Source organism: Sphingomonas oligoaromativorans, assembly GCF_011762195.1.
Classification (GTDB): Bacteria; Pseudomonadota; Alphaproteobacteria; order Sphingomonadales; family Sphingomonadaceae; genus Solisphingomonas; species Solisphingomonas oligoaromativorans.
Genome location: NZ_JAASQK010000010.1, coordinates 21007 through 33800, shown reverse-complemented (window position 1 = coordinate 33800; position 12794 = coordinate 21007). Strand labels below are relative to the sequence as shown.

Here is a 12794-nt window from a genome sequence, read left to right as displayed (position 1 = left end):
TGCGGGTGCGATAGCGCCACCTTCCCATGACGCGCACTTGGCCCTATCTGCCGGGCCATGCTCGTCGACAGTCATTGCCATCTGAATTATCCGAAGCTGGTCGAACGCCAGGCCGAGGTGCTTGCCTCCGCGCGCGCCGCCGGCGTCACCACCATGCTCAACATCTCGACGCGGGAGCGCGAATGGGGCGACATCATCGCCACGGCTGAACGCGAGCCCGATGTCTGGGCGTCGGTCGGCATCCATCCGCATGAGGCGGATCAGCATCCCGATATCGATACCGAGAAGCTGGTTGCCGCCGCCGCCCATCCGCGCGTGATCGGCATCGGCGAAACCGGCCTCGATTATTATTACGATCATAGCGACCGTGCCCGTCAGCAGGCGAGCTTCCGCGCCCACATAGCAGCCTCCCGCGAGACCGGCCTGCCGCTCATCATCCATACCCGCGACGCCGAGGAGGATACCAACGCGATCCTCGCGGAGGAGATGGGGAAGGGGCGCTTCCCGGCCCTGATCCACTGCTTCACGGCTTCCGAGGCATTCGGCGACAAGATGCTCGAACTGGGGCTCAGCATTTCGATCTCCGGTATCGTTACCTTCAAGAATGCCAAGGACTTGCAGGCTACTGCTGCCAAGATCCCCGCGGATCGACTGCTGATCGAGACGGACTCGCCATTCCTTGCGCCGGTGCCGCATCGGGGGAAGCCTTGCGAGCCGGCCTTCGTCGCGGATACCGCCCGCTTTCTGGCCGATCTGCGTGGCGAACCCGTCGGAACACTCATGGCGAATACCAGCGCCAACTTCTTCAATCTCTTCACGAAAGCGCACGCATGAGAATCCGACTGCTGGGCTCGGGCACGTCGTCGGGCGTTCCGCGGATCGGCAACGACTGGGGCCAGTGCGATCCCAACGAGCCGAAGAACCGCCGCCGCCGGGCTTCGATCATCGTCGAGACCGACCAGGCCCGCATTCTCGTGGATACGTCACCGGATCTGCGCGAACAGCTTCTCGATGCGCGCGCCAGCCGCTTCGACGCCGTGATCTGGACGCACGACCATGCGGATCACACCCACGGCATCGACGATCTCCGCCAGATCGTGATCCTCAACCGCGCGGCGGTGGAGGGTTATGCGCGCCCGCACACGCTGAAGTCGATGCAGGAGCGCTTCTACTACGCTTTCGAGGGCAAGGACGGATATCCGCCGACAGTGCGACCGCATCACCTGCCGGACGAGATGATGATCGGCGACATCCGGGTCCGGGTGGTGGACCAGCCGCATGGGGCGATCGAATCCGCCGGCCTGCGTTTCGACTGGAATGGCTATTCGGCTGCTTATGCCACTGATTTCAATGGGTTGACTGATGACATGGCTGCACTGTATAAGGGTGTGGACGTATGGATACTGGATGCCTTGCGCCGTAAGCCGCATCCTACGCACCCCAATCTCGACCAGGCGCTCGGCTGGATTCAGCGATTGAAGCCTGAGCTTGCCGTGCTGATGCACATGGACAACAGCATGGATTATCAGCGGCTCAAGGCCGAACTGCCCGATCATGTCGAGCCCGGCTATGACGGCATGGAGCTGGACTTCGCATGACGCTCGATCGCGCCGGTGATTTCATCTGGATCGCCGGTGCGATGCTGCTGGTCGGCAGCGCCCTGATTGCGCGACGGCATTTGCCCCATGGTCCACGGCTTCCAATGGCCGTCGCCTGGATTGCGATTTTCATCATCCTGTTCGGCATAGCGCATTGGATCGATGTTCGACGGTAGGGCGCCTTCTCACGATCGGATATCGATATGATTTTACATAATGTATATTATCGGACTTTGGCATGAGGAGCGACATGACGTCATCCCCGACCTCCGGCATATCGGCGGAAGCTCCCTCTTCGGGTGCGGCTATCGAGCGGCTCGCGCAGATCATGGCGAAGCTGCGTGATCCTCAGAGCGGTTGTCCATGGGATGTCGAGCAGGACTTCTCCACGATCGCACCTTATACCATCGAAGAGGCCCATGAGGTGGCCGACGCGATCGCGCGCAGCGACATGGCCGATCTCCGTGGCGAGCTTGGCGATCTCCAGCTTCAGGTCGTGTTCCATGCGCGAATGGCCGAGGAAGCCGGTCATTTCACGCTCGCCGACGTCATCGCCGGCATTTCGGACAAGATGGTCCGCCGCCATCCCCATGTTTTCGGCGATATCGAACGCAGCAATGGCGCGGCTGCCCAGCGCGGCTGGGAAGCGATCAAGGCAGAGGAGCGTGCCAGTCGCCGCGAGACGGGCGCGCTTGCGGGTGTCGCTCTGGGATTGCCTTCGTTGATGCGGGCGGAGAAACTCCAGAAGCGCGCCGCGCGCACGGGGTTCGACTGGCCCGACGCCAACGGCTCGCGGGCGAAGGTTATGGAGGAACTCACGGAAATCGACACCGCCATCGATGACGCGGCGCGGGCGGAGGAATTTGGCGATCTGCTCTTCGCGGTCGTCAACTGGGCTCGGCATTGCGGCGTGGATGCGGAAGCGGCGCTCCGGGCGGGCAATGCGAAGTTCGAGCGCCGTTTCGCCGCCATGGAGGCCGAAGCCGGCGATGCATTCGTGGGCCTGTCGCTCGAAGCGAAGGAAGAACTGTGGATCAAGGCGAAGGCCGCCGGACTTTAAGTGCGGTTGGGATTGACGGCCCACGCTGCATCGCGGCAGAAGCGGTCATGGTCGAACAGCTCGATTCCACCTCCATCCCGTCCGCCCCCCGTCGCAATCCGCATGAGACGGAGTTGCATCGCAGGGGCCTGTTGTTTGTCATCTCCTCGCCATCGGGCGCAGGAAAATCGACGATCGCCCGCAAGCTGATCGAGGTGGATGGACAGATCAGGCTGTCCGTCTCTGCCACCACCCGCCCCATGCGGCCCGGAGAAGTGGACGGCCGCGATTATCACTTCGTGGATACGGCGAAGTTCAAGGAAATGGTCGCGGACGACGCGTTCCTCGAATGGGCGCATGTTTTCGATCATCGCTATGGCACGCCGCGGGCGCCGGTTGAGGCGATGCTGCACGAAGGACGCGACGTTCTCTTCGACATCGACTGGCAGGGTGCCCAGCAGCTTTATCAGCAGGCGGCCGGGGATGTCGTCCGGATCTTCATCCTGCCGCCGTCGATGGAAGAGCTGGAGCGCCGTCTGCGCGGTCGCGGGACGGACAGCGCCGAGGTCGTTGACCGCCGCATGGAACGCGCCGTTTCCGAGATCGGCCACTGGGACGGCTATGACTATGTGCTCGTCAACGATGACGTCGAGCGTTGCTTTGCTCAGGTCCGCCTGATCCTGCGGTCCGAGCGGCTGCGACGGCATCGCCAGCTCGGCCTGATCGGCTTCACCCGCAAGCTCATGCGGAGCTGAGAGCGGATGCCCCCTCTCCCGCAAAGGGAAAGGGAGCGGCTCTTCGTTTAGTCTCGGGCCTCGAAGCGAGCCCAATCCACGTCGCTGATCCGTACATCGAGGCGGATCGCCTCTCCGCTGCTTTCGCTGCGCAGAACCTCGCCATTCTGGTGAAGCCAGGCGATGGCCGCGCCGTCGCTCGCCGACAGTCTTACGGTGCGGACGCGTGCGCCCTGGCTCAGCCGTTCGGACAGAGCCCGCCGCAGATCGTCGACCCCCTCCCCGGTCAGTGCGGAAAGCACCACCGCATCCTCTCGGCGAGCCGCTTCGGCCCTCAGGGTGGCGGCGGCTTCAGCGTCGAGCGCATCGACCTTGTTCCAGGCTTCGATCATCGGAGCCCCCTCCCCGCCGGTCGCGCCGATCTCGGAAAGCACGCGCGCGACATCCTCGGCCTGCGCATCGCTGTCAGGATGCGACATGTCGCGGACATGCACGATGATGTCGGCGGTCGTCACTTCCTCCAGCGTGGCGCGGAAGGCCGCGACGAGCTGCGTCGGCAGATCCGAAACGAAGCCCACCGTGTCGGACAGGATCGCCTTGTCGATGCCCGGCAGGCGGATGTTCCGCATCGTCGGATCGAGAGTAGCGAAAAGCAGATCCTTCGCCATCACCTCCGCGCCAGTCATCCGGTTGAAAAGCGTGGACTTTCCAGCGTTGGTATAGCCAACCAGCGCGACGATCGGCCATGGCGCGCGCCGGCGCCGGTCACGATGGAGCCCACGCGTTCGGCTTACCTGCTCCAACTCCCGGCGGAGTTTGGCCATGCGATCGCGGATCAGGCGACGGTCGGCCTCGATCTGTGTTTCGCCGGGGCCGCCAAGAAAGCCGAAGCCGCCGCGCTGGCGTTCAAGGTGGGTCCAGCTCCGCACCAGCCGGCCCGCCTGATAGTCGAGATGGGCGAGTTCGACCTGCAACCGCCCCTCGGCGGTCGCGGCACGCTCGCCGAATATCTCAAGGATCAGGCCGGTGCGGTCGATCACCTTGGCCTCGACCGCCTTTTCCAGATTGCGCTGCTGGATGGGCGTCACCGCCGCATCGATGACGACCAGCTCCGCTTCGGCCATTCGCACGGCTTCGGCCAGCGCCTCGACCTGACCGGACCCAAGCAGGGTCGCGGCCTTGGGCGAGCGCAGCCGGAAGGCCATGCGTTCGACCACATCCAGACCGATCGCGCCGGCGAGCCCCGCGGCCTCCTCCAGTCGCGCTTCGGCGGAGCGGTTATGAGGTCCGATTTCCGGGAGGGCGACGATCGCCCGCGCTCCGCGAACGATGCCGTCCTTATCTTCCCGACCGAATCCGCTCAATCTGCGTCCGCCTCACCATCGACGTCGGCAAGGTTGACCGGGTGGAGCGGCTGAACCGTCGAAATCGCATGTTTGTAAACGAGCTGGCTCTGCCCGTCGCGACGGAGCAGCAGGCAGAAGAGATCATAAGCCGCCACTTCGCCCTGAAGCATGACGCCGTTCACGAGGAACATCGTCACGGGCTCCGCCGACTGCTTGACGGCGTTGAGGAAGATTTCCTGCAACAGCGTACCGCGCTTGCTCTCGGCGAAGGCCTTTTCGATCGGCGCGAGGTCGATCGGGTGGGCCGGCATCACCGTGGAGATGGCGTGCTTGTAGATAAGCTGGCTCTGCCCGTCGCGACGGAGCAGCACTGAGAAATTGTCGAACCAGGTGATGATGCCCTGAAGCTTGACGCCCTTGACGAGGAACATCGTCACCGGGGTCTTGGACTTGCGCAGGGCGTTGAGGAACATGTCCTGGAGATTGTTGGGCTTTTCGGCCATATGACCTGTCTCCGGTCAGATTGGCGGGGCGTGGCCCGCATGCGCGCCGTTCGTTGGCGTTGCGTCCTCCCGCCGGCTGCGGAAGTGGCCGGAATGTATGCGAGATGACGCGCCGCGGCAATGGCCCGCAGAGCGTCACACGGGCCATTTCGATCTTCGGATATCGAAACAGGTGCGGGCGGCTATTCCTCCGCATCCTTCAGATCGACGAGCCCAAGCGACTTGAGTTTACGGTGGAGCGCCGAGCGCTCCATCCCGATGAACGTCGCCGTGCGCGAGATATTGCCCGAAAAACGCCGGATCTGGACACGCAGATACTCGCGCTCGAACGTTTCGCGGGCTTCGCGAAGCGGCGTGCCCATGATCGCCTTGGCCGCGTTGCCGGGCGCCAGCCGCTCCTGATCGAACAGCACTTCCGGCGGAAGCATATCGGCGTCGATCCGGCCGATCCGGTCACCCGGCGCCATGATGATCGTCCGCTCCACGACATTTCGAAGCTGACGGACATTGCCCGGCCAGTCATAGGCCTGAAGCGCGGCCAGCGCCTCGGCGGCGATCTCCGGCGTCGCCACGCGCCGCTCCGTCGCATAACGGGCTGCGAAGTGATGAACGAGCGCGGGGATGTCCTCCCGTCGCTCGGATAGCGCGGGAAGATTCACCGGCACCACATTGAGTCGATAGTATAAATCCTCGCGGAATCGACCGGCGGAAATCTCTTCCTGAAGCGCGCGCGCGGTAGCCGAGACGACGCGGACATCCACCTTCACCATCTGCGTCCCACCGACGCGGGTGAAACTCTGATCGGTCAGCACACGGAGGATACGCGCCTGCGTGGTGAGCGGCATGTCCGCGATCTCGTCGAGGAAGAGCGTGCCACCATGCGCCTGCTCCAGAAGGCCGGGGCGATGCAGCTCGCCCCCCTCTTCCGTGCCGAACAGCTCTTCTTCCATGCGTTCGGGCGTCATCCGCGCCGCGGACACGACCACGAACGGCGCCTGTGAGCGATTGGACCAGGTGTGAAGCAGCCGGGCGGCCACTTCCTTGCCGACGCCCGCCGGGCCGGTGACGAGCACGCGGCTGCCGGTCGCCGCCACGCGCTTGAGCGTCGCACGAACGTGGTTGATCGCGGCGGATTGACCGTTCAACTCCTCATCTTGTCCGATTTGGGCGCGCAGCGTGGCGTTCTCGCGCTTCAGCCGTTCCGTCTCGGTCGCGCGCGCGACGAGGAGCAGCAGGCGTTCGGCCTCGAAGGGCTTTTCGATGAAATCGGCCGCACCGCGCCGGATGGCGGCGACCGCCGTGTCCAGATTGCCATGGCCCGAAATGACCAGCACGGGGATCGACGCGTCCCGCCGCTTGATCTCGTCCAGCAGATCGAGCCCGTCGAGCTTCGATCCCTGCAACCATACGTCAAGCAGGACCAGGCTGGGCCTGCGTTCGCGGATCGCCGCCAGCGCCGCATCGCTGTCCGCCGCGGTCCGGGCGCCATAGCCCTCATCCTCGAGAACACCCGCGACCAGTTCGCGAATGTCCTGTTCATCATCGACGATCAAAACGTCCAATGCCATGTCATCCGGCCTTCATGCGGGTCAGTTCGGTGGGGCGAGCCTCCTCCCCGGAGGCATCGTGTTCGGACGCGCCGACGAGGGGCGCGAGTTTCGCGGCATCGAGCTGGATCCGCACCACCGTGCCGCCGCCGGGGCGATCGGCAAAGGCGATGGTGCCGAAATGCTCTTCCACGATCTTCTTGACGATCGCGAGGCCGAGCCCCGTGCCGCGCGAGCGGGTCGTCATATAAGGTTCGGTCAGGCGCTCACGCTCCGCAGGCAAGCCTATGCCGGTGTCGGCAAGCTCGATGATGATCCGGCCTTCCTCGGCCTCGATCTTCATCGCCACGCTGCCTGTGGGCGTTTCGCCCTCTTCCCCTTTTTCCTGAATGGCTTCGACGGCATTCTTGACGATATTCGTCAAGGCCTGGCCGAGCAGGCGACGGTCGCATACCAGGATGGGCGGCGGCTCCGGGGCATCGAGTGAGAAATGGATCGCGGGATGGGCGACCTCGTGCAGGAACAACGCCTGCCGCGCGATCTCGACGAGCGGTTCCGCCCGGAAGACCGGCTTGGGCACACGCGCGAAGGAGGAAAATTCGTCCACCATCCGCCGTAGATCGCCGACCTGTCGCACGATGGTTTGCGTCAGGCGCTCGAATACGGCCGGATCGCTTGTCACTTCCTTGCCATAACGCCGCTGGAGGCGTTCGGCGGCGAGCTGGATCGGCGTCAGCGGGTTCTTGATCTCGTGCGCGATGCGGCGCGCCACGTCCGACCACGCGGCCCGGCGCTGATCGAGCAACTGCTGCGTGATATCGTCGAAGGTCAGCACATGGCCGCCGTCGGAATCCACCTGCGTCACGGCAAGGGTACGGATTTCTCCGCCGCTGGTGAGCTGGACGACGGATTCCCGCTCATCCTGCCCGATCAACTGATCCAGTTCGGGCGCGACATCGTGCAGCGGCCGATCGATGGGGCTCTGGCCCTCGGTATGCAGCAGCCGCTCGGCCGATTGGTTGATAAGCCGGATACGCCGCTCGCCGTCCACGGACACCACGCCGGCACTCACACCCGACAGCACCGCCTCGATGAAAGCGCGCCGCTCCTCACCCTGTCGATTGGCGGAGACCAGCGCGCTCGTCTGTTCCTCGATCCGGCGGGTCATCCGATTGAAGGCTGTCGCGAGCGCGCCGATCTCATCGCGACGCACTGCCGGCGCGACCCGAACGGAGAGATCGCCCAAGGTGATCCGTCGCGCCGCGCCGACGAGCCCGGAAATCGGACGCGTCAGGCGATCCGCGACGGTGAAGGCGATCCAGATGGAAGCCGCCACGATCAGGAGCGATACGACCAAGAGAGCCGCATTGAAGCGCAACTGGAGCGACCGCGAACGTTCGAGCAGGCTGCTGTAATCGCCGGCGGCCGAGCGCGCCCGTGTCGCCTGCGCCACGACCTGCGGATCAAGCTGCTGCGAGGCGTAGATATAAAGCTTGGCCTTGGGGTCCACCGCGATGCGGGATTCGATCCGGTCCGCTACGACGCTGCTATCCACTTCGCCACGATCAAGCTTGGGATATTTGCTCAGCGGGATCAGCTCGCTGGCGGATTTGTTGGTCGGATTGGTGAGAGCCAGCAGATGGGGTGCGCCATCCTTGCCGACGCCGATCAGGATCAGCTCATAGAGATGGCGCCTGGTATATTGCTCGGCGAAGAAGCTCGGGATGCGGGGATCTTCCAGCGACGTTATCTGCGATAACGCGTTTCGGAAATCGCCGGCCATCGGCAGCATCTCTCGTTCGAGCGCCGATTGCTTTTCCTGGACATAGGCCTGCGCGACACGATCCGAATTTTCGAGCACGGTGCGGGCGTTGTTGGAGAACCAGAAAGCCGCGTTGTACTGAAACAGCAACGAGGCGAAGACGACCACCAGCAGCGTCGGCACCGCCGCGACCCCGGAGAAAAGCGCAACGAGCCGGACATGCAGCCGCCCCCCGCCGCCCGTTCCCGCCACACGTCGACGGGCGATCCGCCGGGCGGCCAGAACGAGCAACCCGATCAGCGGCACAAGGTTCGCGACCAGCAACAGGGCCACGACCGGCGGTGTCAGCAATTGCTCCGGCGAGCTGCTTCGGGAGATGAAGGACCAGCTTGCGGCGAAGATGGCGAGCCACACCAAGACGGTCGCGATCTCGAGCAGGACCATCAGCGAGCCCCGGCGCTGGACGACCGTCAGCCTCCGCCTCCATCGCGGCTGCTGGGCTTGGCGCCCTCCCCGTGGACGAGTTGTCTCCGCCTCCATCGTGGCTGTTCTACCACAGGGCGTTGCCGACACAACACGATTGCGACGCGGATGTTACAACCGATCCGTCGTATTGCTCAGCCGTTCCGTCGCGAAGCGGAGGGATCGATCCCGCGTTCGGTCAACTTCTTGCGCAGCGTATTGCGGTTGATCCCGAGCAGCCGCGCCGCGCGAATCTGGTTGCCCTTGGATGCGGCCAGGGCGATTCGCAGCAAAGGCGGTTCGATCTCCGCAAGCAGCCGCTCATAGAGCCCGTCAGGCGGCAACTCGCGGCCGAAACCGGCGAAATAGCGCGTCAGATGGAGCTCCACCGAGCCGCACAACCCGCCATCGCTCTCGACAGCGGGGACAATTTCGATCGCGGAGCCCGCGCCGAGCTGCGCCCCGATGGCGGCAGCACCGATCCGCTCTTCACGCACCAGCGCGGCCAGGCGTCGCATGAGATTTTCCAGCTCGCGGACATTGCCGGGCCAGCCATGCTGGAGCAGGCGCTCCACGCCCGCGTCATCCAGCGTCTTGCGCGGAAGCCCATCGGCGGCGGCGCGATCGAGAAAATGGCGGGCCAGCTCGCCGACATCTTCCATCCGCTGACGCAGCGCCGGCAGGCGGACCGGTACCACGTTCAGCCGATAATAGAGATCTTCCCGAAAGCCGCCTTCGGCCACCTGCCGCTCGATATCCTTGTTCGTGGCCGCAATCACGCGGACGTCGGCCTTGATATGACGTGCGCCGCCGACGGTGGTGAACTCGCCCTCCTGGAGCACGCGCAGAAGCCGTGTCTGCGCTTCCAGCGGCATGTCGCCGATCTCGTCGAGGAAAAGCGTGCCGCCCGCCGCCTGCTCGAACCGCCCGGCCGTCCGCTGGGCGGCGCCGGTGAATGCCCCCCGTTCATGCCCGAACAGCTCGCTCTCGATCAGTTCGCGGGGGATCGCCGCCATGTTGACGGGCACAAAGGGTCGCCGCGATCGGGGGCCGAGATCATGGATCGCCCGCGCCACCAGTTCCTTGCCGGTCCCCGATTCCCCGAGGATCAGCACGGTGAGGTCGTTGGAGACGACGCGGGCGATCGTCCGATAGACCTGCTGCATGGCCGGCGAACGGCCGATCAGGGGGAGATCGTGCGCCTGCGCATCTCCATCTTCGCTGTTTCCACCGGTCGCCCGGCCTGAAAGCGCGCCCACCACGGCCCGGCCCAGCTCATCGAGATCGAAGGGCTTGGGCAGATATTCGAAGGCCCCCTGCTCCGTCGCGCGCACAGCCGTCGCAAGCGTATTGCGCGCCGAAAGCACGATGACCGGCAGATCGGGATAGCGCGCGGCGATGTCCGGCACCATGTCCAGCCCATCTCCATCGGGCAGCATCACGTCCGTGACCAGCACGTCCGGCGCGAAGCTTCCGATCGCGCGACGCATCTCGGCGATGGAGCCCGCGGTCTCGACGACATGTCCAGCTCGTCGCAGGGCCTCACGCACGACGGTGCGGATCGCCGCATCATCGTCCACGACCAGAATACGGCCCGACAACAGCCCGTTCATGATGGCGATCCCCGTCCCGATGCGATCGGCGCGCGAGGAAGCAGCAGGCGGAATACCGTCCGTGCCGGCGTGCCCTCGCGCGCATATTCAACGATGCCGCCCATCTCGTTCACCAGCTTGTCGACCAGGGCGAGACCGAGACCGCTTCCCGAAACCTTCGAGGTGACGAAGGGATCGAACAGATGCGGCACCATCTCTTCCGGCGCGCCGGGGCCGTCGTCGATCACGCACAGCTCGATCGGCAGGGCGAGACGCTGCCCGCCGCCGAGCGGCGCGACCGAGAGGCCATGGCGATAGGCCGTGGTGAGCGTGATGATCCCATTGCCTGCCGTCGCTTCGGCCGCATTCTTCAGAAGATTGAGCACCACCTGCACAAGGCCGTCCCGGTTGCCGAGCACGTCCGGCAGCGAAGGGTCATATAGCTCGCGGACCATGGCGTTCGCGGCAAACCCCGCACAGGCGACGATGCGCGCATGGTTGAGCACGGAATGGATGTTGATCGGCTCGCAAACCCGCGGTCGCGTATCCGACAGGCCTTCCATACGATCGATCAGGCCCACGATCCGGTCGACCTCGCGACGGATGAGCTGGGTCAGTTCGGTCTGTTCGGGGCCGGCCCCGGCCTCGAGCAACTGGGCGGCGCCCCGGATACCGGACAGCGGGTTCTTCACCTCATGCGCCAGCAGCGATGCGGCAGCGGCGGCCGGCAAGGTTCGCGTCACGCGGTCGCCGCGCCGGGCGGAGATGTCATGGCTCGCGCGACCGTGGATGGAGACGATCCGCCACCCCGTCCGCTCCGGCAACGGCGCAACCGTCATATCTCCCCGATAATGGCGGCCGACGGGCAGTACCATGTCGAGATCATAGGCGGCAAAAGGCTGATCCGCCGCCATGCTGGTGAGCGGATGTCCGGTCATTTCCTCGATGGGGCGGTCGATCACGGCCGATCGCGCGAGATTGAGCAGGGCTTCGCTGGCGGCGTTGCAATCGCGCACCACCCGCTCCCCGTCGATCACCAGCAAAGCCGCCGGCACCGCCGCGAGCAGTTCCGCCGCGCCGGGGAACTCCGTTTCGCCGCCCGCACGGCGGCCGAGGCGGATCAGGCGGCCGCCCGGGATAGCCACGGCCGGTAGAACTCCTCGATCATCGCCAGCACGCGGTCGGCATCGGGCACCTGATTGACGGTGTTCCGAAACTCCGCCGAACCGGACAGCCCCTTGGTGTACCATCCGAGATGCTTGCGGGCCATATTGACGCCGGTTTCCCGGCCATAATGGCTGAGCATCATCTCGTAATGCTCGACGATCACGGCATATTGCTCATCGATCGACGGATCGGGCCTGCGCTCGCCGGTGGTCAGGAAGCGCATCGTCTGGCCGAGTAGCCACGGTCGGCCATAGGCGCCACGACCGATCATCACGCCATCCGCGCCGGACTGGCTGAGCGCCTCCTCGGCATCGTCGACCGAGCAGATGTCGCCATTGGCGATTACCGGGATGGAGACAGCTTCCTTCACACGGCGGATGAACGCCCAGTCCGCCGTGCCCTTGTACATCTGGTTGCGGGTGCGGCCGTGGACCGTGACCATCTTGCAGCCGAGATCCTCGGCGATGCGGGCCAGTTCCGGCGCGTTGAGGCTGTCATGGTCCCAGCCCATCCGCATCTTGAGCGTCACCGGCACCGACACGGCATCCACGGTCGCCTTGATGAGCGACGCCGCGAGATCCAGATCACGCATCAGGGCCGAGCCGGCGTCCCCGTTCACCACCTTGCGGACCGGGCAGCCCATGTTGATGTCGATGATGGCCGCGCCGCGATCCTCGTTGAGCTTGGCGGCCTCCCCCATCTCGGGGGGCGAGCAGCCGACGAGTTGCATCGACACGGGCTCCTCGATCGGATCCCATGCCGCCTTCTGAAGCGACTGACGGGTCTCCCGGATCGCCGCCTGGGAGGCGATCATCTCGGTGACGTTCAGCCCTGAACCGTAGCGCCGGACCATCTTGCGGAACGGCAAGTCGCTGACACCCGTCATCGGCGCCAGGATCACCGGCGTGTCGATGGTCAGGGGGCCGACCTGAATCGACTTCACGAGCGCTTCGCTCCGCATGGGTTCAATCTGCCTGAAAAAGAGGCAATCCCCCTACTCGCTTTGCGGCGATGCGGCAAGCACGGGCGTGGAGCTTCCCATGG

At 64.9% G+C, this 12794-nt stretch carries 12 protein-coding genes; 5 read left to right on the top strand and 7 right to left on the bottom strand.

What is annotated here, in order from left to right:
• Positions 1-57 precede the first annotated feature (57 nt).
• From FHS98_RS16585 to gmk, 5 genes are all read left to right on the top strand, one after another.
• Positions 58-834: a TatD family hydrolase gene (locus tag FHS98_RS16585; protein WP_167107764.1), complete on the top strand. Its 777-nt coding sequence runs from the start codon at positions 58-60 to the stop codon at positions 832-834.
• Positions 831-1598 carry an MBL fold metallo-hydrolase gene (locus tag FHS98_RS16580; protein WP_019833278.1) on the top strand — a complete coding sequence of 256 codons (768 nt, stop codon included), beginning with the start codon at positions 831-833 and terminating at the stop codon, positions 1596-1598. The genes FHS98_RS16585 and FHS98_RS16580 overlap by 4 nt, the downstream gene beginning before the upstream one ends.
• Entirely contained in the window at positions 1595-1774 is a 180-nt protein-coding gene (locus FHS98_RS16575; protein WP_167107761.1) for a hypothetical protein, read from the top strand. Before FHS98_RS16580 ends, FHS98_RS16575 begins: the two co-directional genes overlap by 4 nt.
• 74 nt (positions 1775-1848) lie before the next feature.
• Complete coding sequence (gene mazG, locus FHS98_RS16570) at positions 1849-2658, top strand: nucleoside triphosphate pyrophosphohydrolase (RefSeq protein ID WP_167107758.1); 810 nt, start codon at positions 1849-1851, stop codon at positions 2656-2658.
• Between the two features lie 74 nt (positions 2659-2732).
• Positions 2733-3392 (top strand): guanylate kinase, encoded by a 660-nt coding sequence (gene gmk / locus FHS98_RS16565; RefSeq protein ID WP_425057357.1) that lies wholly within the window; start codon positions 2733-2735, stop codon positions 3390-3392.
• Between the two features lie 47 nt (positions 3393-3439).
• Here gmk and hflX read toward each other — a convergent pair whose 3' ends face one another.
• The 7 genes from hflX to dusB form a co-directional block, all read right to left on the bottom strand.
• Positions 3440-4735 (bottom strand): GTPase HflX, encoded by a 1296-nt coding sequence (hflX, locus tag FHS98_RS16560; RefSeq protein ID WP_167107755.1) that lies wholly within the window; start codon positions 4733-4735, stop codon positions 3440-3442.
• Entirely contained in the window at positions 4732-5220 is a 489-nt protein-coding gene (hfq, locus tag FHS98_RS16555; RefSeq protein WP_019833273.1) for an RNA chaperone Hfq, read from the bottom strand. The genes hflX and hfq overlap by 4 nt, the downstream gene beginning before the upstream one ends.
• A gap of 182 nt (positions 5221-5402) precedes the next feature.
• Positions 5403-6788, bottom strand: coding sequence for a nitrogen assimilation response regulator NtrX (ntrX, locus tag FHS98_RS16550; protein ID WP_167107752.1), 1386 nt, complete (start codon positions 6786-6788; stop codon positions 5403-5405).
• A 1-nt stretch (position 6789) separates the two neighbouring features.
• Positions 6790-8973, bottom strand: coding sequence for a sensor histidine kinase NtrY-like (locus FHS98_RS16545; protein ID WP_243848080.1), 2184 nt, complete (start codon positions 8971-8973; stop codon positions 6790-6792).
• Between the two features lie 173 nt (positions 8974-9146).
• On the bottom strand, positions 9147-10604 hold the full coding sequence (gene ntrC, locus FHS98_RS16540; RefSeq protein WP_167107749.1) for a nitrogen regulation protein NR(I): 1458 nt from the start codon (positions 10602-10604) through the stop codon (positions 9147-9149).
• Positions 10601-11728, bottom strand: coding sequence for an ATP-binding protein (locus tag FHS98_RS16535; protein ID WP_167107746.1), 1128 nt, complete (start codon positions 11726-11728; stop codon positions 10601-10603). Before FHS98_RS16535 ends, ntrC begins: the two co-directional genes overlap by 4 nt.
• Positions 11704-12711: a tRNA dihydrouridine synthase DusB gene (gene dusB / locus FHS98_RS16530; RefSeq protein WP_167107743.1), complete on the bottom strand. Its 1008-nt coding sequence runs from the start codon at positions 12709-12711 to the stop codon at positions 11704-11706. Before dusB ends, FHS98_RS16535 begins: the two co-directional genes overlap by 25 nt.
• Positions 12712-12794: the final 83 nt, after the last annotated feature.